We start from the raw sequence: 24,150 nt of genomic DNA on the forward strand, positions 1-24,150 counted from the left end.
CGAGGGGTGTCCACACCCTCACCGCCGCTTACCCCAGTCGCCGCTTACCCCATAGCATCTGGATTCCCCGCTTTCGCGGGGAATGACGGCTGAGCGTGTGGCGGGCTGCGACGAACACGTCGCCCTTACTTCACCGCCCCGAACCGGCTGTCGAACGAGTTCGACGACATCACCGGGGCAGCGCCTGCGAGCTGCGCGTCTTTGCTGCCGGCATCAGCCGTGCTGCCCGACACCGACGGCTTCAGCGGCGGGCGTGAGGCGGCGACCTTGGTGTCGGCCGGCTTCGGCTCGGCGGGCCTGGCGGCTGCGACCGGCTTGGCTGCTTCCTTGGGCGCGTCCTTCGCGTCCTTGCTCGCGTCCTTGGCCGTGCCATGTCCCGGCACGAACCGGGTCACCGCGGCCTTCAGCCGGGATGCCGCCGAGGGCGGGGTTGCCGAAGTGGTGGCTGGCGGCGGAGATGTGGTCGCGGTGGTGTCGGCGGTGCCCATGCCCATCTTGCGGGCAAGGCCGGAGAAGAAGCCGCCGCCTTGCGAATTCTCTTGGGACTTCTCGGCCGGCGCGGCGGACGCGACGCGGGTGTTGCTGGCCTGCGACGGGACGGCCACGACCGGCTCGCTCTGCTGGCTTGCGCCGACAGCCTCGAGGTTCGGTTTCGGCGGATTGACGCTGCCGGGGATCGTGCCGGGCGCCTTCGACATCGCCAGCATCTGCAGCGTCGAGCCTTCGGCGCCCTCGGACAGGCCGGTCGAGCCTTCCGGAATCTTCGCGGCGAATACCTTGTTCATGCCGCCGTCGATGCCGGTGTTCATCCGCGCCATCGGCGTGCCCTTGGCGACGAGCCTGGCGTATTCCGCCTCGTCCTTCTCCTGCTTCTCGCGCACGGCGTTCGCGATGTCGTCGGGGATCACATAGGCCGGGCACTTTGCGGAGGCGTCGAACACCGGATCGCGCTTGGCGTCCGGCGTCTTGGCGGCGTCGAAGACGTACTTCTTCTCGCAGAAATCGACCCTCGGCTCCTGCCGCGTCACCTCGAAATGATCATTGCCTTCCTTGATCATCTTCCAGAAGGCCATGTTCGGATTGTTGCGGTGCTTGGCCATGTTCACCGGCGTCATTCTGAAAGGATACGCCTGGAACTGGAACGCCTTCTGGCCGCCGAAGAAGGACTCACGGCCGAGCGAATAGATCTCCGCGATCTGCTCGTCCGTCATCGCGTAGCAGCCGCGCGAGGAACAGTCGCCGTGCACCATCAGCTGCGAGCCGGAGCGGCCGAGCGCGCGGTCGAACGCATTCGGATAGCCGGTGTTGAAGGAGAGGTAATAGGCCGACTGCGGATTCATCTGGCTGGGGTTGATCGAATAGAACCCCTCGGGCGCCTGGCGGTCACCTTCGCGGACCTTCGGCCCGAGATCGCCCGACCAGCGGCAGATCGGATAGGTCTTCAGCAGCGCGAACTGGCCGGAGCGGGTCTGCTTCCAGATCTCGAGCTCGGCCTCCTGCTTGAACAGGCGGACCAGGATCGGCGATTGCAGATCCATGTCCTTCTCGGTCATCGCGGCGAGAAGCTTTGGCGAGACAGGCTGGTTGGCCTTGGCGTTGGTCGCGAGCGAAACCTGGTCGGTGTCGCAGCCAGCCAGCAGCACGCTGGTGACAAGCGCAACCGACGTCAAAAGCGCGCGTGCAAGCGAGCTAGAAATCAAGATGGACCCCACACTCACCGGGCAAGTCAGCGAAAACCCCACTTCTGGAGCATTGGCCTGACCGGCGATCCGGACCCGCAGGAAGCGGGCTTTTGCAGACCAAGCCCCAGCGCTTATGCCCTGAAGCCATTGATTAAAATCTTACCCTCTGGGCTAAGCCGTCGCAACCCAAGCGCGGATCACGAGACCGTTGCCTCATAGGGATGGTCAACAAAGACTAAATCAGGGCGTAGCGACCTAATTTAGGCCGGGATCGCAGATTCGGGCGAAAAATGGGTTAATGGCCCCTTACGCCGAGGCGGGATTGTAGGGTGAGTTAGCCGAAGGCGTAACCCACCTCTTTGCTATCCGTGCGTGAGATGAAGTGGTGGGTTACGCTGCGCTAACCCGCCCTACGGCGCCGGAACGCGCCGAGTCACCCCAGCTTACGGCCGATTTCGAGGAATTTCTGCCGCCGCTGCTTGCGGATGGCGTCGGCGTCCAGGTTGCGCAGCTCATTGAAGGCCTGCTCGATGGCCTCGCCGGTGGTGGCGATCATGGCGGCGGGGTCGCGATGCGCGCCGCCGACCGGCTCCTTCAGGATGGTATCGATGACGCCGAAGCGCAGCATGTCCTGGGCCGTGATCTTCATGCTGTTGGCGGCTTCCTGGGCCTTGGTGCCGTCGCGCCAGAGGATCGAGGAGGCGGCCTCCGGCGAGATCACGCTGTAGATCGCGTGCTCCAGCATCAGGACGCGGTTTGCCGTTGTGATGGCGATCGCGCCGCCCGACATGCCCTCGCCGGTAATGATCGCAACGTTCGGCACGCCCAGCGACAGGCAGGCGTCCGTCGAGCGCGCAATGGCTTCGGCCTGTCCGCGCTCTTCCGCACCGATGCCGGGATAGGCGCCGGCAGAATCGACGATCGACAGCACGGGCAGGCCAAACCGCTCGGCCATCTCCATCAGCCGCACCGCCTTGCGATAGCCTTCGGGCCGCGCCATGCCAAAATTGTGCTTGATGCGGCTCTCGGTGGAATCGCCTTTTTCCTGGCCCATCACGCAGATGGCTTCGCCGCGGAAGCGGCCGAAGCCTGCCACCAGCGCCTCGTCCTCGCCGAACTTGCGGTCGCCGGCGAGCGGGGTGAATTCGGTGACCAGGCCCTTGATGAAGTCGGAGAAATGCGGCCGCTGCGGATGACGCGCGACCAGCGTCTTCTGCCACGGCGTCAAATTCGCATAGAGGTCGGCGAGCGCCTGCGCCGCCTTGTCCTCGATCTTGCCGACCTCCTCGGCGATGTCGCCGGAGGCCGAGAGCGCGCGCAATTCGTCGAGCTTGGAATCGAGCTCGGCGACGGGCTTTTCGAAATCGAGATAGCTGCGCATTTGGTCTAGCATCGGTTCAATATAGGGAGGACGGGGCGAGGAGGTGAAACGGATTTGAGGCCGCGGATAGAAGTGTAGCTTCTTCAATGAGTTGGCTTGTGCGCACCGACGCAGCGCGCCAAATCACGGGCAGGAGACGGCTCTTTCTGCGGAGAAACGGCCGAAGTCAAGGCGGATGGTTCATCTCTCCCGCTTGCGGGAGAGGTCGGCGCGCCCCGGGCGATGCGAAGCATCGTCCCGCGCGCCGGGTGAGGGCTCTCTCCTCTTGGGGGCTCTCGTCCGTGGAGATACCCTCTCCCCAGCCCTCTCCCGCAAGCGGGAGAGGGAGCGCATCTTCCGTGAAACCCTACTTCTCCGCCAGCGGGTGTAGGTCGCGCACCAGGCTCTTCAGGCGCTCCTCCACCACATGGGTGTAGATCTGCGTCGTCGAGATATCGGTGTGGCCGAGCAGCGTCTGCACGATGCGCAGGTCGGCGCCGTTGTGCAGAAGGTGGCTGGCAAAGGCGTGGCGCAGCACGTGCGGGGAGACGAGGCGCGCCTGAAGGCCGGATGCGATGGCGAGCTCCTTCAGGTCGCGCGCAAAATGCTGCCGCGTCAGGTGGCCGCTCTCGCCGAAGGACGGAAACAGCCATTTCGATGTGGCGATGCTGCCTTTCTTGTTCGATTTGCCGTCGCCTTTGGCCGCGTCCGTGGCGGCGAGATAATCCGCCATCGCCTGCCGCGCGGCCTCGTTGAGCGGTACCAGGCGCTCCTTGTTGCCCTTGCCGCGCACCACGATCATGCGCGCGTCGCGCTTTGCGGCCGAGCGCGGCAGTGACACCAGCTCGGAGACGCGCAGGCCGGTGGCGTAGAGTACTTCCAGCAGGCAATAGAGCCGCAAGCTGCGCAGCCGCTGCGCTGGCGATGCGTTCGCCGTCTCGCTCAGCTCCTTTGCGCGCCTCAGCATGCGATCGACGTCCGCAATCGACAGCACCTTCGGCAGGCTGCGGCCGCGCTTCGGCCCCGACAGGATCGCGGCGGGGTCGTCGCTGCGGATCCGCTCGTTGAGCAGGAAGCGAAACAGGTGCCGCATCGCCGACAGGCGCCGCGCGACGCTCGAGGACTTGAAGCCGCGCGTATCGAGATCACCGAGATAGTCGCGCAGGACTTGCGTGTCCGCGCCGATGAAATCCTGGCTCTTGTGGCCGAGGAAGTCGGAGAAGTCGGTGAGGTCGCGCCGGTAGGCGTCGAGCGTATTTCGGCCGGCGCCCTGTTCCGCCGCGAGCATGTCGAGGAACAGGCCGGTCAGTTGGATATTTGAGGGCTTGGTGGGCATGCCCTTCAGGCTAGCGGCTATTTCTTGAGAAATTTCTCCGGCGGGATGGTCACCGTCATTTCCCGCGGTTTTGGATTGACGAAATTGGCCAGCGTGAAGACCACGCCATAGACGATGCCGGCGAGGACGGCGACGACCGTCAGGAAGCGGAACAGGCTGGGCATCGGGCGAGGTCTCGGTAGGGGTCCCGTCGGGGCGAATTAACCAATGAAATCATCCAACATGTTCGCCGTTTCGTGGCAAGAGTCTCTGGCGAGGGCCCCTGCGGGGTCGTATAGGTGGCCCGAGATGCCGCCTTTGGCGGCAGATTGAGCGAGATCCATGTCCGACGCCGCCATGCCAGCCCCAAGCTTGCCCGAGCCCGACATTCTGTCGGCGCTTGCGGGCCGGTCGATCGTGCTGATCGGCATGATGGGGGTCGGCAAATCCACCATCGGCCGACGCCTCGCGGCCCGGCTTAAGCTGCCCTTCCTCGATGCCGACGCCGAGATCGAGGCGGCCGCCGGCATGACCATACCTGAAATTTTCGAGCGCCATGGCGAGCCTTATTTTCGCGACGGCGAGACGCGGGTGATCGCGCGCCTTCTGGACAGCGGGCCGTTGGTGCTCGCCACCGGTGGCGGCGCCTTCATGCGCGAGGAGACGCGGGCGCGCATTGCGGCCAAGGCGGTCTCGATCTGGCTCAGGGCCGATCATGACGTCATCATGCGGCGGGTGCGCCGCCGGGCCGATCGCCCGCTGCTGCAAACCGCCGATCCCGAGGGGACGGTGACCCGGCTGCTGAGCGAGAGAGAGCCGGTCTACCAGAATGCCGACCTTACGATCTCCTCGCGCGACGTGCCGCATGACCGGATCGTGGAGGAGTGTCTCGAGACGCTGCGTACCTATCTTTGCGGCGGCCAGCCTTCCGATGTAGCGAGTGCCGCGAGATGACCGCGCCGTTGAAACATTCAGACCCCGTTATCGTCGACGTCGCGCTCGGCGAGCGCACCTACGACATCGTCATCGGCCGCGACGTGCTGGCCTCGCTCGGCGCGCGCATCGCGCACCTGCGCCCTGGCGTGCGCACCGCGATCGTGACGGATCGCACCGTCGCAAGGCATTGGCTGGAGCCGACTGAAGCCTCGCTCGCGGATGCGGGCATCCCGACCTCGCGCATCGTCGTCGAGGAAGGCGAGATTTCCAAAACCTATGCCGGGCTCGAAAAGGTCAGCGAGGCACTGATCGCGGCGAAGATCGAGCGCAACGATCTCGTCATCGCGCTTGGCGGCGGTGTGGTCGGCGATCTCGCCGGCTTTGCAGCGGCGATCCTGCGTCGCGGCGTGGATTTCGTGCAGGTGCCGACCTCCCTGCTGGCGCAGGTCGATTCATCCGTCGGCGGCAAGACCGGCATCAACTCACCGCAGGGCAAGAATTTGCTCGGCGCCTTCCACCAGCCGGTGCTTGTCATTGCCGACACCGCCGTGCTCGACACGCTGTCGCCGCGGCAATTCCGCGCCGGCTATGCCGAGGTCGCCAAATATGGCGTGCTCGGCGACGTGGCTTTCTTCACCTGGCTGGAGAAGAACCACGCCGACATCTTCAGGGGTGGCTCGGCGCGCGAGCACGCGATTGCGACCTCGTGCCGCGCCAAGGCGGGCGTCGTCTCGCGCGACGAGCGCGAGACCGGCGAGCGGGCGCTGCTCAATCTCGGCCACACCTTTGGTCACGCCTTGGAAGCCGCCACCGGCTTCTCCGACCGGCTGTTTCACGGCGAGGGCGTGTCCATCGGCATGGTCCTGGCGGCCGAGTTTTCCGCAAAGCTCGGCATGATCGGTGCGACGGACGCTGCGCGCGTCGAACGCCACCTTGCGGAAGCAGGGCTGCCGACGCGGCTCCAGGACATCGCCGGCTTCGCGCAGGAAGGGCTTGCCGACGCCGACGCGCTGCTGGCGCTGATGGGACAGGACAAGAAGGTCAAGCGCGGCAAGCTCACCTTCATCCTGCTGGAAGCCGTCGGGCGCGCGGTGATCGCAAAGGATGTCGAGCCGTCGCTGGTGCGCGATTTCCTCAACGACAAGCTCGCGCGCAACGCGTGATGAGCGATTGACATCGGCGGTTGGGTCATGGATTGGCTCGGTTTCTCCATCGTCGTCTTCTGCCTCCTGGTCTCGGCGTTTTTCGCCGCCAGCGAGACGGCGCTGACCGGCGCCTCGCGCGCCAGCATGCTGCGGCTTTCGAAGCAGGGTCATCACGAGGCCGATGTCGTCTCCCAGTTGCTCGACATGCGCGAGCGCCTGATCGGCGCGCTGCTGCTCGGCAACAACATCGCCAACATCGGGGCCTCGGCGATCGCAACCGGCATCTTCACCACCTGGTTCGGCGAGGTCGGCGTGCTCTATGCGACCGGCGTGATGACGGCACTGGTCGTGATCTTCGCGGAAGTCTTGCCAAAGACCATCGCCATCAACGCGCCTGATCGCGTCGCGCTTGCCGTGGCGCGTCCGATGCGGCTGACGATGTACGTGCTCGGGCCGTTGCTGACCGTGGTGGAAGTCATCGTGCGCCTCTTGATGCGGCTGTTTGGCCTCGCCGGCGAGCACCAGGCGATCCTGTCGCCGACCGAGCGCCTGCGCGGCGCGGTCGACCTCCTGCACCATGAAGGCAAGGTCGAGAAGCAGGACCGCGACATGCTCGGCGGCCTCCTTGACCTGCGCGAGCTTCAGGTCTCCGACGTCATGATCCATCGCACCGAGATGATGATGATCAACGCCGACCTGCCGTCGGAGGAACTGGTGCGCGAGGTGCTGGCAACCGAATACACCCGCATTCCGCTGTGGCGCGACAAGCCCGAAAACATCATCGGCGTGCTCCACGCCAAGGATCTGTTGCGCGCCATTCGCGCTTCCGAAGGCGACACCTCGCGCATCGACGCCTCGACCATCGCGCTGCCGCCGTGGTTCGTGCCGGAGATGCGCACCGTGTCCGAGCAGCTCAAGGCGTTCCGCCGTCGCAAGACCCATTTCGCGCTCGTGGTCGACGAGTACGGCGAAGTTGAAGGTCTTGTGACGCTGGAAGACATTCTGGAAGAGATCGTCGGCGACATCTCCGACGAGCACGACGTGGTCGTCGCGGGCGTGCGCGCCCAGCCCGACGGCTCGGTCGTGGTCGACGGCTCGGTGCCGATCCGCGATCTCAACCGCGCCATGGACTGGCGCCTGCCCGATGAAGAGGCAACGACGGTCGCCGGCCTCGTCATTCACGAGGCGCGCTCGATCCCCGACCGCGGCCAGAGCTTTACGTTCCACGGCTTCCGCTTCCGCGTGCTGCGCCGCGAGCGCAACCGCATCACCGCACTCCGTATTTCACCGGTGCCGCGCGAGGCGGAGGTGGAGGAAGCCAAGCCGAGGCGGGCAGGGACGTCGTTCTAGCGTTTGCCAATTTGCAGGGACGTCAGAAGCTCAGGCTGGCATAGCCTGACTGGTCCGATAGTCATAGGCGACCGCCGCTTTGAGTGCGCTGATCCTGTGGACCAAAAGTTGCTGATAGTCATTTGCCGACAGGCGACGATCGTCCACGCGGGTCAGACCCCGCGACACCGGGATCAGCAAATCGCCCGGTGTGTTTCCTCGAAGGGAATGAATGGCCGAGGGATCCGCGCCCTGGGCGCCCAGCCCTGGTGCCAGGATGATTGAGCGCGGGAGCAATTGACGCAGGCGCCGACCCTCATGCGGGACCGTAGCACCCACCACCGCGCCCACAGCGTTGAGCCCGGAAGGTCCGCTGCCGGCTCTCATCCCCGCGATGAGATCGGCAAGGCGATCGGAGACGAAGCGATTTCCCGTCATCCTATCTTGCAGCCAGCCTGCGCCGGGATTGGAGGTGCGGCACAGTACGAACAGGCCTTTGCCAAAGCGGTTCGCGCAGTCGACAAAGGGTTCAAGCGTATCGGGCCCCATCAAGGGATTGACGGTGAGGCAATCTGCTTCGAAGTCGCCGCTTCCGCCGGCATGGGCCGGCATCAGATAGGCTCGTGCATAGGCGGCTGCGGTCGCGCCGATATCGCCTCGCTTGGCGTCGAGGATGACGCCAATACCGGCCGCCCGCGCTTGGTTGATTCCGGACGACAGCGCCATCAGCCCGGGCAGGCCGCACGCTTCATAATAGGCTGACTGGAATTTGACGAAGCCGATATGCCCTTCGATGGTCTCGATGACAAAACTCACGAACCGGCCGATCCAGGCGCGATCGTTCCCGTCTCCGAAAAATTCCGGAATGTCTGAGTGGGCGGGATCAATGCCTGCCACAACGTCGCCAAATCTGGCGACATTCCGCTCGACCAACTCAACCCAGGAAGGACCGTCCATGTCATACCTCGCTGAAGCATATCATACCCGGAATCAAACCGGCGGTTGTGCGCTGACAGTCTTATCCCCCGTTGCCTTCCCCCGGCGCCTGCGCGTGGATGGCGAGGGCGTGCACGCCGCCGGAGAGTTCCGCGGCCAGCGTCGAATTAATCATGCGGTGACGCTCGACCCGGCTCTTCCCTTTGAAGGCATCAGACACGATATAAACGCGGAAATGCGTCTCGCCGCCTGCCCGGTGGCCCGCATGGCCTTCATGCAAATGTGATTCATCGACCACTTGCAGGCTGTCCGGCGAGAAAGCTTCGCGCAACTTGTTGCTGATAGTGTCTTGTGTAGCCATGTCGTTGCCAGTCCTGTGAGCCGTTAAGTCGCGCGATCGCGTTCCCTGAATTCCCGTGCTTCTACGCCATTTGCAATGTCAAGACTTGAAGGTTTTTGCATTGCGTAGTCAAAGTCAGTCATGCCGATCGATTCATCAAAATTCTTCGACTCCATCCGCGTCAAGCCGAGAGGTGCGAAGCCGGAAGCGAAGCCGCGCGAGACCGTGGTCGCCTGCGAATGGACCGGTTGCCAGAACAAGGGCAGCCATCGCGCGCCGAAGGGCCGCGAAAATTCGCGCGAGTACTGGCACTTCTGCCTCGATCACGTGCGCGAGTACAACCAGAACTACAATTTCTTTTCCGGCATGAATGCCGACGCCGTCGCGCGCTACCAGAAGGATGCGCTCACCGGCCACCGTCCGACCTGGAAGATGGGCGCCAATGGCGGCGTCAAGAAGGGGGCGGAAGCCGAGATCGATGGCGCCTTCGATCCGTTCAGCATGTTCAGCGAGATCAACGGCCGCGCCAACTGGCGCCGCGGCCCGGAGGCCCAGCCCAAGGCCGAAACACGCAAGGTGATGAACGCCGAGCGCAAGGCGCTTCAGGTGATGGGTCTCGGCCCCGACGCCACGCTCGCCGACGTCAAGACCAAGTACAAGGCGCTGGTGAAGCAGCACCACCCCGACGCCAATGGCGGCGACCGTTCCACCGAAGACCGCCTGATCGAGATCATCAAGGCGTATAATTATCTGAAGACGGTGGTGCGGGAGGCGTAGGGCGGCCTTTCCACCTCGTCGTCCCGGACAAGCGAAGCGCAGATCCGGGACCCGTAGCCACAGGAAGCAGTTTTGCGAAGACCTCTGGTTATCAGCTCGCGCCGCAACCACTCCCTGGGGTAATCGCGACGAGCGCAGGCGCTCGCGCGGAGGTCCCGGCTTTCGCCGGGACGACATTGTGTTGTGCGGTCGCGTTTAGCTCGGCATCGCCCCCACATACGATGAACTCGGCCGGATCAGCCGTCCGGTCCGGCGATGCTCGAGCGCATGCGCGGTCCAGCCCGCGGCGCGCGCCACGGCAAAAATCGGCGTGAAGGCTTGGCGCGGGATGGCGAGGGCATCGAGCAGCATCGCGGTGAAGAACTCGACATTGGTCTCCAGCGGTCGCTCAGGGTTCTTCCTGCGCAGCGCGGCGCGGATATAGGCCTCGACCTCGCCGGCGAACGGCAGGTCGGCGCCGTCGGCGGCAAGCCGCTCGATCGCGGCCTTCAGTACGTCGGCGCGCGGATCGCGCACGCGGTAGACACGATGGCCAAACCCCATCAGCCGTTCCCCGCGCTTAAGCGTGGCATCGACCCACGGCTTGATCCGCTCGCTTGAGCCGATCGCATCCAGCATTTCCAGCACCGGCTCCGGCGCGCCGCCATGCAGGGGTCCCGTCAGCGCGCAATAGCCGGCGGTGACGGCGGCGAACAGATCGGCCTGCGTCGAGGCCACCACGCGCGTGGCGAAGGTCGAGGCGTTCATGCCGTGATCGCAGACCGTGACGAGATAGGCATCCAGCGCCGCGACCTCGCGCGGCTCGGGCGCGGCGCCGCGCAGCATTTTGAGTGTGTCGGCGGCATGGCTCGCATCCGGATTCGGTGCGACCGGATCAAGTCGCTTCGCCTGTCGCACCAGCGCGCCCGCGATCACCGGAAACGCGCCGACGATGGTCGCCTCATGCGCCAGCCCGTTCTCGGCACGCAAGCCCGCGACCGCCGCGCGAAAGCCGTCGATGATGCCCACGCCGCGGGTTGCCGGCAAAAGGTCCGGCAGTCGCGCAAAGGCGCGTTCGCGTGCCAGCCCGAGGCTCGCGCGCACATTGGCTTCGCTGAGCGTGCTCCGGCTCGCGCCGTTCCAGAGCCGCGCGGTGACGCCCTCGAAACTCGACTGGCGGGCGAGGGTACCGACATGCTCGCCGGCGATGATCAGCTCGCCGCGCTCGCCATCGACATGGCTGAGCACGGTCTCGGCGGCGGGAACCCCGTCCAGCCCGATCTGGCTTTTGGTGAGATGGATGTTCATGGCCTGTCTCCTTTCACGATGTAAAGGTCAGGCCTCTCGACAGATTGATCAATCTTGATTACATAAATCAATATGGAAAATTCGGAGGACCTCTACCTCTCGGCCCGCGAGGCCGCCGCCGAGCTCGCGATCTCGCCGGCGACGCTCTACGCCTATGTCAGCCGCGGCCTGATCCGGTCCGAGCCGACGGCGGATTCGCGCAAGAACCGCTACCGCGCCGAGGACGTCCGCAGCCTGAAGGAGCGCCGCGCCCCATCGCCCGAGCCGCGGGGCCTGCGCAGCTTCGATGCCGACCTGCCGGTGATGGACACGGAGATCGCGACCATCACGGAAGAGGGCGCGATCTATCGTGGCGTGAACTGCGTCGATCTCGCCGAGCGGGACACGCTGGAGCATGCCGCGACGCTGCTCTGGGACGTCTCGGGCGTCGATCCCTTTGCATCAGACAATTGCCCCCACGTCTCCGGCGAGATGCGCGCGATCGCCGAGGCCGCGCGCCGCGCCGCGCCGATCGACCGCGCCATCGCGGTGCTGGCGCTTGCCGCGAGCGCCGATCCCCGCGCCTTCACCCGCGCGCCCGATGGCCGCGCGATGGTCGGGGCGCGCATCGTCCGGCTTTTGGTTGCGACCATGCTCAATGCCGAGCCGTCAGCCGCGCCACTGCACCAGCAGATCGCGCTCGCCTGGGCACCCGACAACAAGCATGCAGCCGATCTCATCCGCCGCGCGCTGGTGCTGCTCGCCGAGCACGAGCTGAACGCGTCGACCTTCACCGCGCGCTGCGCCGCCTCGACCGGCCTCAATCTCTACGATGCCGTCATTGCCGGTCTCGCTGCGCTCAAAGGTCCAAAACACGGTGGCGCTGGCGTGTTGGCCTCGCAGCTCGTGAAGACACTGATCGATCGCGACGTCGAGCCGATGGTGCGCGAGCGCGTCGCGCTCGGCGAGCATTTTGCCGGCTTCGGCCACGGCGTCTACAAGCGCGGCGATCCACGCGCACAGTCGCTGCTCAACGCGCTGGCACGCGCCGGGGCGCCGCGAAAATTCACCCGCGAGGTGCCGGAGCGGATTGCGGAGGCGACCGGCGAGCTCGTCAACATCGACTATGCGCTCGCCGTGCTCGTGCACGCCCTGCGCCTGCCAGCCGGCAGCGAGCTCGCACTGTTCGCAATGGCCCGCAGCGTCGGTTGGATCGCGCACGCGAGCGAGCAATTGCAGCACGGAAGGCTGATTAGGCCGCGGGCGCGTTATGTTGGGCCGGCACCGGGACGGCGGACGACGGCGACAGATACCAGAAGCTAGCCTGATCGCATTGCAAGACCCTCATGGTGAGGAGCGCGAACGCGCGTCTCGAACCATGAAGGCCCGGATCTTGCCCGCGGCCATCCTTCGAGACGCCTGCTTCGCAGGCTCCTCAGGATGAGGAAGGAATGCGTCTGAAGCTCTAACCCCCCGGCTTCGCCGCCGCGACCCCGCTGCCGTGCCTCCGGCGGACGAACCAGATCACGAGGCCCACAACGATTGCGACGCCGACGACAGTGAGCATCCAGATGTGCTTGGCGGGATGTCCGTGGTGCGGCAGGCCGGCATAGCTGTGCCACGCCGAAATCGCGAGGTCGCCGGGCAGTACGTGCGCCGGCGCCCAGACCAGGATCGCAGGGATATTGACCGCATAGAAGCGCGCCGGTGCCATGCCGAGCGCGCCGGCGGTGACCGGCACGAAAGCCCGGATCGGGGGGACAAAGCGGGCGAAGAACACCGCCCAAGTGCCGAACCGGCGGAAGAAGCTCTCGCTCTCCTCGATCACGCGGGGATAGTTGGTCAGAGGCCAGCTATTGAGGATCTCGCGCTGCTGCTTGTGCCCGATCCAATAGGCCGAGCCGTCACCCACAACGGCGCCGAGGGCGGCGGCCAGCAGCACCCATTGCAGTTTGAGTTCGCCGCCCGGGATCAGGGCGCTCAGCGCCAGGATGATGGTCGAGCCGGGAACGACCGAACCCACCACCGGAACAGCCTCCAGCAGCGCCGCGAGGAAGAGTGTCAGGTACGCCAGCCCCGCATGGGCCGAGACGAAGTCGATGAAGGGATCGAGGAAGGACGTCACGTCGTCTCTGTGTCGGGCAGGGGCATCGAGGTTCAGACCTTACATAAGTAGGGAGCGGCAACCAAAGTGCCAAAGTTCGCTGCAAGGCGCCTGCCAGGCGCGAAATTCGAGCGTGATTCGCAGGGCAGCCTTCCAAAATTCGCGTTCCTTGCCTATCTAAATGAAAAGACAACGGAACTTTGATTGGGGCGCGGGCTTCTGCCGGCACGTGGTCTCTGATAGGTTCGCAACTGCACCCAGCCGCAGTCAAAGTGCAAATTACTGGTCTCGGGACCGCCCGGGGCCTCGGAGGATGAATGACGACCGCCGCCTTGTCCAAAGTTGAGGAAGTCAACGGTTTGCCCGACATGAAGGTGTCGGTGCGCCAGGTCTTCGGGATCGACAGCGATCTCGAAGTGCCGGCCTATTCCGAAGTCGATCCTCACGTGCCCGAAGTCGATGCCGATTATCGTTTCGACCGCGCCACCACGCTCGCGATCCTCGCAGGTTTCGCCAAGAACCGCCGCGTCATGGTGACGGGCTATCACGGTACCGGCAAATCCACCCATATCGAGCAGGTCGCCGCGCGCCTCAACTGGCCGTGCGTGCGCGTCAATCTCGACAGCCACATCAGCCGTATCGACCTCGTCGGCAAGGATTCGATCGTGGTCAAGGACGGCAAGCAGGTCACCGAATTCCGCGACGGCATTTTGCCCTGGGCCCTCCAGCACAACGTCGCACTGGTGTTCGACGAATACGACGCCGGCCGCCCGGACGTGATGTTCGTGATCCAGCGCGTGCTGGAGGTCTCCGGCCGCCTGACGCTGCTCGACCAGAACAAGGTGATCAAGCCACATCCGGCGTTCCGCCTGTTTTCGACCGCCAACACCGTCGGCCTCGGCGACACCTCGGGCCTCTATCACGGTACCCAGCAGATCAACCAGGGGCAGATGGACCGCTGGTCGATCGTCACCACGCTCAACTATCTCGGCCATGACGAGGAAGTGGAGATCGTGCTGGCGAAGGCCAAGCACTATCGCACCCAGGAAGGCCGCGACATCGTCAACAAGATGGTTCGCCTTGCCGATCTCACCCGCAACGCCTTTGCCAATGGCGATCTGTCGACGGTGATGAGCCCGCGCACGGTGATCACCTGGGCGGAGAATGCCGACATTTTCGGCGATATCGGCTTCGCCTTCCGTGTCACCTTCCTCAACAAGTGCGACGAGCTCGAGCGTCCCCTGGTCGCCGAGTTCTACCAGCGCTGCTTCAATGCGGAGCTGCCGGAATCGGCGGTCAACGTGGCGCTTAGCTGATCCATGCCAACCATTACCGTCGAGCGCACCATTGGGACCACCAAGAAGGCTGTGCTCGCCGGGCTCGCTGGTTACAACCACGAGCACATGGGGACGCAGAGACTGAAGGGCCTTGCGGTTTCGCTAAAGGACCGCGGCAAGATCGTCGGTGGGGTCGTCGGCCAGATCTGGACAACGGTTCTGTTCATTCAGTTCTTCTGGATCGACCAGAAACATCGTGGCCAAGGTCATGGAACGAAGCTGATCGCGGCGATCGAAGACGAAGCAAGGCGGATCGGCGCGGTTCGATCCCATGTGGACACGATGAGTTTTCAGGCGCCGGGCTTTTATCGTTCCTGCGGGTACGAAGAATTCGGCGCCATTGACGGCTATCCCGGCGGCGTGACGCGCCATTCGTTTACGAAGTCGCTATGAGCACATCATCATCCAACTCGAAATTCCGCAACACCAAGGAAGCGCCGACCGAGCCGTTCAAGCGCTCGGTGGCGTCATGCCTGAAGGCGATCGCCAAGACGCCCGAGCTCGACGTCAGCTTTGCTGCCGAGCGCCCTGGCCTTGCGCCCGGCAAGGCGCGGCTGCCCGAGCCGGCGCGGAAAATGACGAAGCGCGATGCTGCGGTCGTGCGCGGCCACGCCGACTCGATCGCGCTGAAGCTCGCCTGTCACGATCCGAAACTGCACCGCAAGCTAATGCCGGGCAACCCGCAGGCGCGTGGCGTGTTCGAGGCGGTGGAGCAGGCTCGGGTCGAGGCGATCGGCGCGCGCCGCATGGCGGGCGTTGCGAAAAACCTCACCGCGATGCTCGATGATCATTTCCATCGCGGCAAGTTCGACGAGATCACCGACCGCGCCGATGCGCCACTGGCGGATGCGCTCGCGATGCTGGTGCGCGAACGCCTGACCGGGATGGCGCCGCCGGCGGCGGCCAAGAAGATGGTCGATCTCTGGCGGCCGACGCTGGAGGACAAGATCGGCAGGCGGCTCGACCGGCTCGATGGCCTGGTCGAGAACCAGACCAAATTCGGCGACGCCGTGCATGACCTGCTTTCCGCGCTCGACCTCGGCGATGAGCGCAACGCCGATTCCGACGAGGACGACAATCAGGACGACAACCGCGACGGCGACAACGACCAGGCCGGCGCGGAAGGCTCGCCCGATTCCGACGCCGCGCAGGAGATGAGCGCCGACCAGGCGCAGGCGACCACGGAGGAGATGAGCGAGAGCGCGATGGAAAGCGCGCAGGCCTCGACATCAGACACCTTCGACGACGGCGAGCTCGGCGACGACGAGACGCCGGGGGAAGCGACGCGGCCGAATTCGCGCGGGGCCAACGAGCCGCGCGGGCCGGAATATCACGCCTTCGCGCCGAAGTTCGACGAGGTGATCGCCGCCGAGGACCTCTGCGACCATGACGAATTGGAGCGGCTGCGCTCTTACCTCGACAAGCAGCTCGCGCATCTGCAAGGCATCGTCGCCCGTCTCGCCAACCGGCTCCAGCGCCGGCTGATGGCGCAGCAGAACCGGGCCTGGGAGTTCGATCTCGAAGAGGGCATTCTCGATCCGGCGCGGCTGTCGCGCGTGGTGACCGATCCCTATCACCCGCTGTCCTTCATGCGCGAGAAGGAGGCGACGTTCCGCGACACCGTGGTGACGCTGCTGCTCGACAATTCCGGCTCGATGCGCGGCCGCCCGATCACGGTGGCGGCGACCTGCGCCGACATTCTGGCGCGCACGCTGGAGCGTTGCGGCGTCAAGGTCGAGATTCTCGGCTTCACCACGCGCGCCTGGAAGGGCGGGCAATCGCGTGAGGCGTGGCTCGCCGCTGGCAAGCCGGCCAATCCCGGCCGCCTCAATGATCTCCGCCACATCATCTACAAGTCGGCGGACGCGCCGTGGCGCCGTGCGCGCAAGAATCTCGGCCTGATGATGCGCGAGGGCCTGCTCAAGGAGAACATCGACGGCGAGGCGCTCGACTGGGCGCACAAGCGCCTGCTCGGGCGCACCGAGCAGCGCAAGATCCTGATGATGATCTCGGACGGCGCGCCGGTCGACGATTCCACGCTGTCGGTCAATGCCGGCAACTATCTCGAGCGGCACCTGCGGCACATCATCGAGGAGATCGAGACGCGCTCGCCGGTGGAGCTGATCGCGATCGGCATCGGCCACGACGTCACGCGCTACTATCGCCGCGCGGTGACGATCGTGGACGCCGAAGAGCTTGGCGGCGCAATTACCGAGAAGCTCGCCGAGCTGTTCAGCGAGACCCACTCAGCGCCTGCGCAACCTGCGAGCCGGCCGCGCCGCAAACTGCATTCGTGACCGCACGCTTCTCCCGCCGCCGATTTCTCGGCCAAGCGGCGGGAGCCGCGATATCAGCGCTTCCCGGAGCTGCGTGCGCCGAACCCGCGACCCAACCGCGGGCAAGATCGGCGGACCAGCCCGAGCACACCGTCACCGAGCCGGTCGCCATCGAGGTCAACGCGCGGCAGATCCCTGTGTTCGAGCCGCGCGATCGCGCGCGAACCCGCTTCGGCGCGCTGGAGTATCGCAGCGGCCTGGTGCTGACCTCGCCCTATCGTGGCTTCGGCGGCCTCTCCGGCATCCGTTTTCTCGACGCAAAAGGCGAGCGCTTCATCGCGATCTCCGATCAGGGCGCGTGGTTCAGCGGGACCATCCGCTACGCGGGGCGCGACATGGTCGGGCTCGATAACGTCGAGGCCGCGCCGATCCTGAACGCCGAGGGGCGGCCGATCACCGAGAAGCGCTACTGGTACGACACCGAATCGATCGCGCTCGACGGCTCCCTCGTCTATGTCGGGCTCGAGCGCGTCAATGCGCTGATGCGCTTCGATTTCTCCAAGGGATTCACCCGTGCCCGCGGCGAGGTCTTGCCGCTGCCGGCGGCGGCGCGGACGCTGCCGCGCAACAAGGGGTTGGAAGCGCTGGTGTTCGTGCCCAAGGACCCGCAAAAGGGCCAGCCGCTGGCCGGCACGCTGATCGCCTTCTCCGAGCGCGGGCTCGACCGCGACGGCAACCTGATCGCGTTTTTGATCGGCGGTCCCTCGCCCGGCCAGTTCAGCGTGCGCCGCACCGAGAATTATGACATCAGCGACGCCGTCCTGCTGCCCTCCGGCGGACTTCTGATCCTGGAGCGAAAATTCTCCTGGTTCACCGGCGTCAACATCCGCATCCGCGCGATCCCCCTGAAGTCGATTGCGCCGGGCGCGCTGGTCGACGGCCCCGAGCTGTTCGCCGCCGATCTCGGCCACGAGATCGACAACATGGAAGGCATCGACGCCCATGTCGGCGCGGACGGCGAGACCGTGCTGACGCTGGTCTCGGACGATAATTTTTCCTTTCTGCAGCGCACGCTGCTGCTGCAGTTCACGCTGGTGGAGTAAAATCCCGGCGTCGCCCTGGCGAAAGCGCAATGCAGCCCGCCGCTAACCGCCATGCCCGCAGCGCGGCTAGCATTCCACCTCGCGCCCACTACACTTCCCTCATCGCCCTCTATCCGCCGGAACCTCCCGCATGAGCGCCCTGTTTTCCCCGATCGAGCTGCGCGGTCTGAAACTGAAGAACCGCGTCATGGTGTCGCCGATGTGCCAGTATTCGGCCGAGGACGGCGTCGCCACCGACTGGCACTTCACCCACGTCAACTCGCTGGCGCTGTCGGGCGCATCCGTGTTCTGCATCGAGGCGACGCATGTCGAGGCGATCGGGCGTATCACGCCGGGGTGCCTCGGGCTCTACAGCGATGCCTGCGAGGCGGCGCTGAAGCAGATCATCGCCTCGGTGCGCAAGCATTCCACCGCGGCGGTCGCGATGCAGCTTGCGCATGCCGGCCGCAAGGGCTCTTCCGCGCGTCCCTGGGACGGCGGGCAGTTGATCGCAGCGGAGCGGGGCGGCTGGCAGACGGTCGCCCCAAGTGCGCTGCCGAACAAGGAGGGCGAGGCCGCCCCAACCGCGCTCGACCGCGCTGGCATGGTCCGCATCCGCGACGCCTTCGTCGACTGCGCGCGCCGCGCGGAGCGCCTCGGCATCGACGCGATCGAGCTGCACGGCGCGCACGGCTATCTCATGCACCAGTTCCTCTCGCCGATCTCCAACCACCGCACCGACGAGTATGGCGGGTCCTTGCAAAACCGCATGCGCTTTCCGCTCGAGGTGTTCGACGCCGTGCGCGCGGTGTTCCCGCATGACAAGCCGATCGGCATGCGCGTGTCCTCGACCGACTGGGTCGAGGGCGGCTGGGATCTGCCGCAGACCATCGAATTCGTGCGCGAGCTGAAAAAGCACGGCATCGACTGGGTCGACGCCTCCTCCGGCGGCGTGTCGCCGCTGCAGAAGATTCCACTCGGCCCCGGCTACCAGGTGCCGTTCGCGGAGGCCATCAAGCGCGAGACCGACGTGACGACGATCGCGGTCGGCCTGATCACCGAAGCTAGGCATGCCGAGGAGATCGTCGCTTCCGGGAAGGCCGACATGGTCGCGCTGGCGCGGGCGATGCTCTACGATCCGCGCTGGGGCTGGCACGCCGCCGCCGAGCTCGGCGGTGTCGTCGACGCCCCGCCGCAATACTGGCGCTCGCAGCCCTCGACACAGAAGGCGCTGTTCGGCAAGACGACGTTCGGGGCGCGGTGAGGCTTACTGGTCGTTGCGCGCGATGTCGCGACCACAATAATGATGTCGTCCCGGCTTGCGCCAGGACGACGAGGGAATCAGCTGCGCTGCCGTCGCATCACCGCCACCCCGCATCACCCCTCCGTGACTCTACCAACCTTCCGCCACTCCCGAAATTAGCCTAACCTCGCGATCACAAAACCCCGCGAGGCCTGCCATGCGCTATGGTGTCCGGAAGTCTGCCCACCTGCTCGAGCGTTGCGGGCTGGCGCTGGCGGGGGCGGCGTGCGGCCTGTTCGTCGGCGCCTATGTCGGGTCGGCGATCCCGATGCTGACCACGCAGGGCTTTCTGGTGCTGATGATGTTGCTGGGTGCCGTCGGCTTCTATCTCGGCATCGACACGCCGCAGCTTCCCTTCGACCAGGCGCATGAGCAAATCGACGCCGCGGAATTCCTGAGCTCGGCCGGCACCCTCTGCGCCAGCGTGACCGCCTTCGCCTCCGTTGCCGTCATCGTGCTGCGCGAGGAGCCGCACATCGCGTGGACGTATCTCGTCTTCATCGGCTGGATCGCCGGCGTCGCCATGCAGATCGTCGCGGGCGCAAAGGCACGGTGGCGGAAGGACAAGTCTTGAGCGGGTACGTTTGTGTGGCTATCGCCGCTCGGTCGTATCGCCCCCTTAAAACACCACGCCAATCTTCGTCCCGCGCTTCCACGCGACGCGGCAGCGCTTCTTCGTGTTGACGTGGAGCAGCTCGAAGCGGTCGGGGACTTTGACCTGGCCGCCGAGATCGACGCAGGCGCCGCCCGGCGAATAGTCGATCAGCGTGCAGTTGATCACCGGCGCCTTCGGGTCCGTGATGATCTTGGCCTGTCGCGACACCAGCCCGCTCGGCTTGACGCGTGTAAATCGTCGCGGATGCTGCATGTCGCTTGTCCTCCTTACGCGAAATGCGTCCTTGCGGGAAGGAATGGCATGGGGTGTCGCACCATCACGCTAACTGTTGAGCAAGCATTTTAGCGATTCTTCGATGCGATTAAGGAAGCAGTAACCATCATTCCCGCCGTCATGCCCCGGCTCGACCGGGGCATCCAGTATGCCGCGGCCTTTCCGTATTCGTTACCGCCTCTGGAATACTGGATCGCCCGATTAAATCGGGCGATGACAGTGGAGTGTGTGGCGCGCTCCCGCCTCACCTCACATCGCCACTCACCCCACCCCTCACGCTGCCTCCACCGTCGTCGGCGCGTGCGGGCCGACCGGCATCGGCACGGTGACAAAATCCTTCGGCAGATTCACCGGCCTGTACTCCGGCACGTCAGCCATCCGCTGCACCACGCTCTCATGCACATGCGCGCCTTCGGGGATCAGGCGCGGCTCGCAGTCGGGGATGTAGAAGCCGAAATGGACCTGGCGCTCCGGCCATTCCTTGTACTTCGCGCTCTTCGGGATGTATTCGAGCACGCGCCAGGCCGCCGTCATCGAATTGTGCATCTCGCCCTTCACATCGGGCGCGACGTAGGTGAACGGGCTGTTCTTGCGCTGAATGCCCCAGGCGAGCTGGTTCACCGTGCGCGGGTTGAAATGCAGCCCCGCCTTGCTCGCCTCGTCGATCATCCACAGCAGCGGATATTTCGACAGCGCGCTGCCGGTTTCGGCATAGCCGCCGCCGACGTCGCAATGCACGCCGGCGAAGTACACCTGCAGAATGTCCTGCGGCTCCTTCTTTTCATCGGGGACGAAGCGGTTGCTCCAGAAGGCTTGCGGCTCCATCCACTGCTTCAGGCGGAACATGCAGCGCCGCTCGTCGATCGCGATCGCCTGGCGAAAGATCTTCACGCTCGGGTTCTGCAGCGTGAACGCCAGCTCCTCCAGGCTCGGCCAGTACAGCCGGTCCGGCCGCGGCACGATCACGCTGGCGACCGTGTCCCACACGCCGATGAAGCGGATCGTCGGCCAGCGCGAGGAGGTGATGCGCGCGAACTGCGCGGCGAGATCGAAGCGATCGGAGGGCAGCGGCCCGTCCTCGTCGGCGCCCGCATCCGTGAGAGCGGAGAGATCGTTGCCGCGCCCGGTGCCGGAATATTGCTTGTAGGCAATCAACCCCGAGCCTGCGAGATTCGCCTGCTCCGGCGAGATCAGCCCCACCTTGTGGATCAGCCCCGCCAGCACCCGCACGGTATAGGCGCCGCGCGAGAAGCCGAACAAATAGATCTGGTCGCCCGGCGCGTAGTGCTCGACCAGGAAGCAATAGGCCGCGAGCACGTTGTCATCGAGCCCATAGCCGGTGGCGAGCCCCAGCACCAGCTTGATGTCGGCCTTCCAGCGGTTCCAGGTCGAAGGCTCCGTGACCGTGCCGACGCCGGGATCATAGAACACCAGCTGCCGCGGCCGCGTTTTGTCGGTCTTGCGCAGGCAGCGATAGAGCTTGAGCACATTGGAGATGTTCTCGCTGATCTCGTTGCCGGTGCCGTCGCAGCAGATGACGATGTTCTTCGGTTCGTTCTTCGGTTCGTTCCTGGGTACGATCGTGTGTTCGTGCTTGGTTTCGTGCTTCGTTTCGGCTTCGTGCTCCATCGAAGCGTCCCCTCCGGTGATGCTACCGGGGCGAGTATAACCGATTGCCGTGTCAGGCTGTTGAAATTAACCGCTTGTTAACCATGCGGTCGCCTAATGTGGACGATTGGGGGATCACGATGTCGGCCCAAACATGTCAGCCCATGTGACGCGACCGAAGTTGATGCCTGTTTCGGCCGATCCGGTCATCCGGTCGGTGGCGAGGCTGGCGGTTCGCGCCAAGGCCGTCTTACAGACCAAAACGGCTGTGCTACGGAGTAACCCAATGTTCGGAAAGGACGACTTAGTGGACAATCTCAGCCGCGATCTCGATCGCGTGCGCGGAAGACGCGATGCGCTTGCATCCGAAGCCGAGACCCTGACGGCTCACATCGCCGAACTCGAAGCCCGCCTTTCGGACGAGAAAAAGAGGCGGGAGCGCGATCGCGTCCTGGCCGAACTCGAATCGATAAAAACGCGAATCAAACACGCTGCCGGCGCGTTTGCGCCTGTCGTCGATAGTCTGTGCAAGGCGATCGAGCCGGCTGCGGCAGTCGTGCCCGAGGCGCGCGAGCTCAACAGTCTCCTATTGTCGGTGGCGACCGAAATCGACAGCGTGCTCGATCCGCTGCTCCGCGGACTGGATCAGCGCGCGGATGCGGTGCGGGCCGGACACGCTGCACTGGACATCCCGAGCTCGGCCATCGAGGCGTCCATCGAGCTCCCAAAGGACAGTAACGATCGCCTGCTTCGTTTTCCGGCCTGGCTGTCTCGCGACAAGGAGCCGGAGAAGAAGGAAACGGCGGAAGACCCGCGCAGCACGGCAGCGTGAAGGATTTGCGCGCCGCGCGCCTCAAGAAGCTCGTCTGCAGATCTGACGGTCGAAGTTCGCCGACTCCATAGGAGCGTTTGCTCCTGCCACAACAAAGCTGTCGTCCTGGCGAAAGCCAGGACCCATAACCCCAGGGAGCGGTTATGGCGCGAAGTTGCCAACCACGAGTCTTCGCCAAACTACTCCCTGTGGGTATGGGTCCCGGCGTTCGCCGGGACGACGGCGGAGGTTGTTGCTGCAGCTAGGCTCTTACGAGCAGCTCGCCATCGCGCTCCGGAGTCGCGTAGCAGCGGCCCATCTCCAGCATTGGAGGCGAGCAACCCCGGCCCTTGCCACCCGCTCAGTTGGCGCTGCGGCGCAGGAAGGCCGGGATATCGAGCACGCCGTCGTCGCTCGCATTGCGCGGCGAAGGGCGGCCGTAGGGATCGACCGGCCGGGGCGCCGCCTGGCGCGCATGGTCCGGATTCGGCCTTGGCGGTTGCCCCAGGGGTGGGCGGGCCGCCGGCTGCAGCGGGGGGCTCTCCGATTGCGGCAGGGTCGCGCTGCGCTCGATGCGATCGGCGATGCGGCGGCTGTCGTTGCGTAAGCGGCCGGCGAGCTGGGTGAGTGAGCTTTCCGCCGGCTGGGACTCCTGCGCCGGGTCGAGATTATCGATCCCGGTCGCCACCACCGAGACGCGGACGATGCCTTCGAGGCTTTCGTCAAAGGACGCGCCGACGATGATGTTGGCGTCCGGATCGGCCTCGTCGCGAATGCGGGTGGCGGCTTCGTCGACCTCGAACAGCATGAGATCCCTGCCGCCGGTGATGGAGATGATGAGGCCGCTGGCGCGCTTGATCGACGGGTTCTCGATCAACGGATTGGAGATTGCGGCCACCGCGGCGGCGAGCACGCGCTTCGGACCGGAAGCCTCGCCCCGTCCCATCATGGCCTTGCCCTTCTCGCGCATGACGGAGAGAACGTCGGCGAAATCGAGATTGATCAGGCCTTCCTTGACGATGAGGTCGCTGATGCAGGCCACGCCCGAATAAAGCACCTGGTCGGCAAGGGCGAAGGCATCGGCGAATGTGGTCTTCTCGCTGGCCACGCGAAACAGGTTCTGGTTCGGGATGATCAAGAGGGTGTCGACGAACTTCAGCAGTTCCTCGATGCCAGCTTCGGCAAAGCGCATGCGGCGCTGGCCCTCGAAGTAGAATGGCTTGGTGACCACGCCGATCGTGAGAATGCCGAGCTCGCGCGCGATCTTGGCGACCACGGGTGCCGCCCCGGTGCCGGTCCCGCCGCCCATGCCGGCCGTGACGAACACCATGTGTGCGCCGGCCAGTTGCTCGCGGATCGCATCGATGGTCTCTTCGGCGGCGGCGCGTCCGAGTTCAGGCTGCGAGCCGGCGCCGAGGCCTTGGGTGACATGGGTGCCGAGCTGGACGAGTCGCTTGGCCTTCGACATGGCAAGCGCCTGCGCGTCGGTGTTGGCGACGACGAACTCGACCCCCTGCAGCCCGGCCGTGATCATGTTGTTGACGGCATTGCCGCCGGCGCCGCCGACCCCAAACACGACAATGCGCGCCCTCATCTCGTGAAGATCGTTGATGCCAGTCATTCTTTCCTCGCGGTTGCTCCGGCAGGCTGGGGA

The 24,150-nt window shown here is 65.2% G+C and carries 22 protein-coding genes and 1 pseudogene; 12 read left to right on the forward strand and 11 right to left on the reverse strand.

The window, feature by feature from the left end; translation table 11 throughout:
• Positions 1-125 precede the first annotated feature (125 nt).
• From SO180_RS35600 to SO180_RS35615, 4 genes are all read right to left on the reverse strand, one after another.
• On the reverse strand, positions 126-1,700 hold the full coding sequence (locus SO180_RS35600) for a L,D-transpeptidase family protein (RefSeq protein WP_449383491.1): 1,575 nt from the start codon (positions 1,698-1,700) through the stop codon (positions 126-128).
• Between the two features lie 415 nt (positions 1,701-2,115).
• Complete coding sequence (locus tag SO180_RS35605; protein WP_449383492.1) at positions 2,116-3,075, reverse strand: acetyl-CoA carboxylase carboxyltransferase subunit alpha; 960 nt, start codon at positions 3,073-3,075, stop codon at positions 2,116-2,118.
• Positions 3,076-3,409: 334 nt separating this feature from the next.
• A complete protein-coding gene (xerD, locus tag SO180_RS35610) occupies positions 3,410-4,378 on the reverse strand; it encodes a site-specific tyrosine recombinase XerD (protein ID WP_449383493.1) in 969 nt (322 codons plus the stop codon).
• A 17-nt stretch (positions 4,379-4,395) separates the two neighbouring features.
• Complete coding sequence (locus SO180_RS35615) at positions 4,396-4,542, reverse strand: histidine kinase (RefSeq protein WP_449383494.1); 147 nt, start codon at positions 4,540-4,542, stop codon at positions 4,396-4,398.
• Between the two features lie 157 nt (positions 4,543-4,699).
• Between SO180_RS35615 and SO180_RS35620 the strand changes: the two genes are divergently transcribed.
• Genes SO180_RS35620 through SO180_RS35630 form a run of 3 tightly spaced genes read left to right on the forward strand, consistent with a single transcriptional unit; the run spans position 4,700 to position 7,788 of the window.
• Positions 4,700-5,311 carry a shikimate kinase gene (locus SO180_RS35620; RefSeq protein WP_449383495.1) on the forward strand — a complete coding sequence of 204 codons (612 nt, stop codon included), beginning with the start codon at positions 4,700-4,702 and terminating at the stop codon, positions 5,309-5,311.
• Entirely contained in the window at positions 5,308-6,456 is a 1,149-nt protein-coding gene (gene aroB, locus SO180_RS35625; protein WP_449383496.1) for a 3-dehydroquinate synthase, read from the forward strand. The genes SO180_RS35620 and aroB overlap by 4 nt, the downstream gene beginning before the upstream one ends.
• Positions 6,457-6,483: 27 nt before the next feature.
• On the forward strand, positions 6,484-7,788 hold the full coding sequence (locus SO180_RS35630; protein WP_449383497.1) for an HlyC/CorC family transporter: 1,305 nt from the start codon (positions 6,484-6,486) through the stop codon (positions 7,786-7,788).
• A 30-nt stretch (positions 7,789-7,818) separates the two neighbouring features.
• On the opposite strand, the gene pyrF is transcribed toward SO180_RS35630, so the two are convergent.
• Both pyrF and SO180_RS35640 read right to left on the reverse strand, forming a co-directional pair.
• On the reverse strand, positions 7,819-8,724 hold the full coding sequence (gene pyrF / locus SO180_RS35635; RefSeq protein WP_449383498.1) for an orotidine-5'-phosphate decarboxylase: 906 nt from the start codon (positions 8,722-8,724) through the stop codon (positions 7,819-7,821).
• A 61-nt stretch (positions 8,725-8,785) separates the two neighbouring features.
• Positions 8,786-9,064, reverse strand: a complete 279-nt coding sequence (locus SO180_RS35640) for a BolA family protein (RefSeq protein ID WP_449383499.1) — start codon at positions 9,062-9,064, stop codon at positions 8,786-8,788.
• A gap of 120 nt (positions 9,065-9,184) precedes the next feature.
• Here SO180_RS35640 and SO180_RS35645 point away from each other — a divergent pair, with 120 nt between their 5' ends.
• A complete protein-coding gene (locus SO180_RS35645; RefSeq protein WP_254100971.1) occupies positions 9,185-9,820 on the forward strand; it encodes a J domain-containing protein in 636 nt (211 codons plus the stop codon).
• A 195-nt stretch (positions 9,821-10,015) separates the two neighbouring features.
• On the opposite strand, the gene SO180_RS35650 is transcribed toward SO180_RS35645, so the two are convergent.
• Positions 10,016-11,107, reverse strand: a complete 1,092-nt coding sequence (locus SO180_RS35650) for a citrate synthase/methylcitrate synthase (protein ID WP_449383500.1) — start codon at positions 11,105-11,107, stop codon at positions 10,016-10,018.
• 72 nt (positions 11,108-11,179) lie between these two features.
• Here SO180_RS35650 and SO180_RS35655 point away from each other — a divergent pair, with 72 nt between their 5' ends.
• Complete coding sequence (locus SO180_RS35655) at positions 11,180-12,409, forward strand: citrate/2-methylcitrate synthase (RefSeq protein ID WP_449383501.1); 1,230 nt, start codon at positions 11,180-11,182, stop codon at positions 12,407-12,409.
• A 142-nt stretch (positions 12,410-12,551) separates the two neighbouring features.
• On the opposite strand, the gene SO180_RS35660 is transcribed toward SO180_RS35655, so the two are convergent.
• Positions 12,552-13,211, reverse strand: coding sequence for a DedA family protein (locus SO180_RS35660; protein WP_449383502.1), 660 nt, complete (start codon positions 13,209-13,211; stop codon positions 12,552-12,554).
• A gap of 296 nt (positions 13,212-13,507) precedes the next feature.
• Between SO180_RS35660 and cobS the strand changes: the two genes are divergently transcribed.
• From cobS to SO180_RS35690, 6 genes are all read left to right on the forward strand, one after another.
• Positions 13,508-14,506: a cobaltochelatase subunit CobS gene (cobS, locus tag SO180_RS35665; RefSeq protein WP_027524083.1), complete on the forward strand. Its 999-nt coding sequence runs from the start codon at positions 13,508-13,510 to the stop codon at positions 14,504-14,506.
• 3 nt (positions 14,507-14,509) lie between these two features.
• Entirely contained in the window at positions 14,510-14,920 is a 411-nt protein-coding gene (locus SO180_RS35670; protein ID WP_449383503.1) for a GNAT family N-acetyltransferase, read from the forward strand.
• Positions 14,917-16,824, forward strand: coding sequence for a cobaltochelatase subunit CobT (gene cobT, locus SO180_RS35675; protein ID WP_449383504.1), 1,908 nt, complete (start codon positions 14,917-14,919; stop codon positions 16,822-16,824). The genes SO180_RS35670 and cobT overlap by 4 nt, the downstream gene beginning before the upstream one ends.
• A complete protein-coding gene (locus SO180_RS35680; protein WP_449383505.1) occupies positions 16,821-17,906 on the forward strand; it encodes an esterase-like activity of phytase family protein in 1,086 nt (361 codons plus the stop codon). The genes cobT and SO180_RS35680 overlap by 4 nt, the downstream gene beginning before the upstream one ends.
• A gap of 130 nt (positions 17,907-18,036) precedes the next feature.
• Positions 18,037-19,149, forward strand: a complete 1,113-nt coding sequence (locus tag SO180_RS35685; RefSeq protein ID WP_449383506.1) for an NADH:flavin oxidoreductase/NADH oxidase — start codon at positions 18,037-18,039, stop codon at positions 19,147-19,149.
• 196 nt (positions 19,150-19,345) lie between these two features.
• Entirely contained in the window at positions 19,346-19,762 is a 417-nt protein-coding gene (locus SO180_RS35690; RefSeq protein WP_449383507.1) for a hypothetical protein, read from the forward strand.
• A gap of 45 nt (positions 19,763-19,807) precedes the next feature.
• Here SO180_RS35690 and SO180_RS35695 read toward each other — a convergent pair whose 3' ends face one another.
• Together SO180_RS35695 and SO180_RS35700 are read right to left on the reverse strand one after the other, a co-directional pair.
• Entirely contained in the window at positions 19,808-20,056 is a 249-nt protein-coding gene (locus tag SO180_RS35695) for a PilZ domain-containing protein (RefSeq protein ID WP_449383508.1), read from the reverse strand.
• A 294-nt stretch (positions 20,057-20,350) separates the two neighbouring features.
• Positions 20,351-21,706, reverse strand: coding sequence for a DUF2235 domain-containing protein (locus SO180_RS35700; protein WP_449383509.1), 1,356 nt, complete (start codon positions 21,704-21,706; stop codon positions 20,351-20,353).
• 163 nt (positions 21,707-21,869) lie between these two features.
• Between SO180_RS35700 and SO180_RS35705 the strand changes: the two genes are divergently transcribed.
• Positions 21,870-22,517: a nucleotide exchange factor GrpE gene (locus SO180_RS35705; protein ID WP_449383510.1), complete on the forward strand. Its 648-nt coding sequence runs from the start codon at positions 21,870-21,872 to the stop codon at positions 22,515-22,517.
• A gap of 403 nt (positions 22,518-22,920) precedes the next feature.
• Here the strand turns inward: SO180_RS35705 and ftsZ are convergent.
• A pseudogene (ftsZ, locus tag SO180_RS35710) lies at positions 22,921-24,117 on the reverse strand (cell division protein FtsZ); the annotation flags it as partial.
• Between the last annotated feature and the right edge of the window lie 33 nt (positions 24,118-24,150).

It is taken from the genome of Bradyrhizobium sp. UFLA05-112, from assembly GCF_053572325.1.

What these genes read in the sequence shown, in the direction of transcription:
- SO180_RS35640 (WP_449383499.1), bottom strand. Translation starts at nt 9,064, where the DNA reads ATGGCTACACAAGACACTATCAGCAACAAGTTGCGCGAAGCTTTCTCG.
- SO180_RS35630 (WP_449383497.1), top strand. Translation starts at nt 6,484, where the DNA reads ATGGATTGGCTCGGTTTCTCCATCGTCGTCTTCTGCCTCCTGGTCTCG.
- SO180_RS35645 (WP_254100971.1), top strand. Translation starts at nt 9,185, where the DNA reads ATGCCGATCGATTCATCAAAATTCTTCGACTCCATCCGCGTCAAGCCG.
- SO180_RS35690 (WP_449383507.1), top strand. Translation starts at nt 19,346, where the DNA reads ATGCGCTATGGTGTCCGGAAGTCTGCCCACCTGCTCGAGCGTTGCGGG.
- SO180_RS35655 (WP_449383501.1), top strand. Translation starts at nt 11,180, where the DNA reads ATGGAAAATTCGGAGGACCTCTACCTCTCGGCCCGCGAGGCCGCCGCC.
- cobS (WP_027524083.1), top strand. Translation starts at nt 13,508, where the DNA reads ATGACGACCGCCGCCTTGTCCAAAGTTGAGGAAGTCAACGGTTTGCCC.
- SO180_RS35620 (WP_449383495.1), top strand. Translation starts at nt 4,700, where the DNA reads ATGTCCGACGCCGCCATGCCAGCCCCAAGCTTGCCCGAGCCCGACATT.
- pyrF (WP_449383498.1), bottom strand. Translation starts at nt 8,724, where the DNA reads ATGGACGGTCCTTCCTGGGTTGAGTTGGTCGAGCGGAATGTCGCCAGA.
- SO180_RS35685 (WP_449383506.1), top strand. Translation starts at nt 18,037, where the DNA reads ATGAGCGCCCTGTTTTCCCCGATCGAGCTGCGCGGTCTGAAACTGAAG.
- xerD (WP_449383493.1), bottom strand. Translation starts at nt 4,378, where the DNA reads ATGCCCACCAAGCCCTCAAATATCCAACTGACCGGCCTGTTCCTCGAC.
- SO180_RS35695 (WP_449383508.1), bottom strand. Translation starts at nt 20,056, where the DNA reads ATGCAGCATCCGCGACGATTTACACGCGTCAAGCCGAGCGGGCTGGTG.
- SO180_RS35650 (WP_449383500.1), bottom strand. Translation starts at nt 11,107, where the DNA reads ATGAACATCCATCTCACCAAAAGCCAGATCGGGCTGGACGGGGTTCCC.
- SO180_RS35670 (WP_449383503.1), top strand. Translation starts at nt 14,510, where the DNA reads ATGCCAACCATTACCGTCGAGCGCACCATTGGGACCACCAAGAAGGCT.
- SO180_RS35705 (WP_449383510.1), top strand. Translation starts at nt 21,870, where the DNA reads ATGCCTGTTTCGGCCGATCCGGTCATCCGGTCGGTGGCGAGGCTGGCG.
- SO180_RS35605 (WP_449383492.1), bottom strand. Translation starts at nt 3,075, where the DNA reads ATGCTAGACCAAATGCGCAGCTATCTCGATTTCGAAAAGCCCGTCGCC.
- SO180_RS35700 (WP_449383509.1), bottom strand. Translation starts at nt 21,706, where the DNA reads ATGGAGCACGAAGCCGAAACGAAGCACGAAACCAAGCACGAACACACG.
- cobT (WP_449383504.1), top strand. Translation starts at nt 14,917, where the DNA reads ATGAGCACATCATCATCCAACTCGAAATTCCGCAACACCAAGGAAGCG.
- aroB (WP_449383496.1), top strand. Translation starts at nt 5,308, where the DNA reads ATGACCGCGCCGTTGAAACATTCAGACCCCGTTATCGTCGACGTCGCG.
- SO180_RS35615 (WP_449383494.1), bottom strand. Translation starts at nt 4,542, where the DNA reads ATGCCCAGCCTGTTCCGCTTCCTGACGGTCGTCGCCGTCCTCGCCGGC.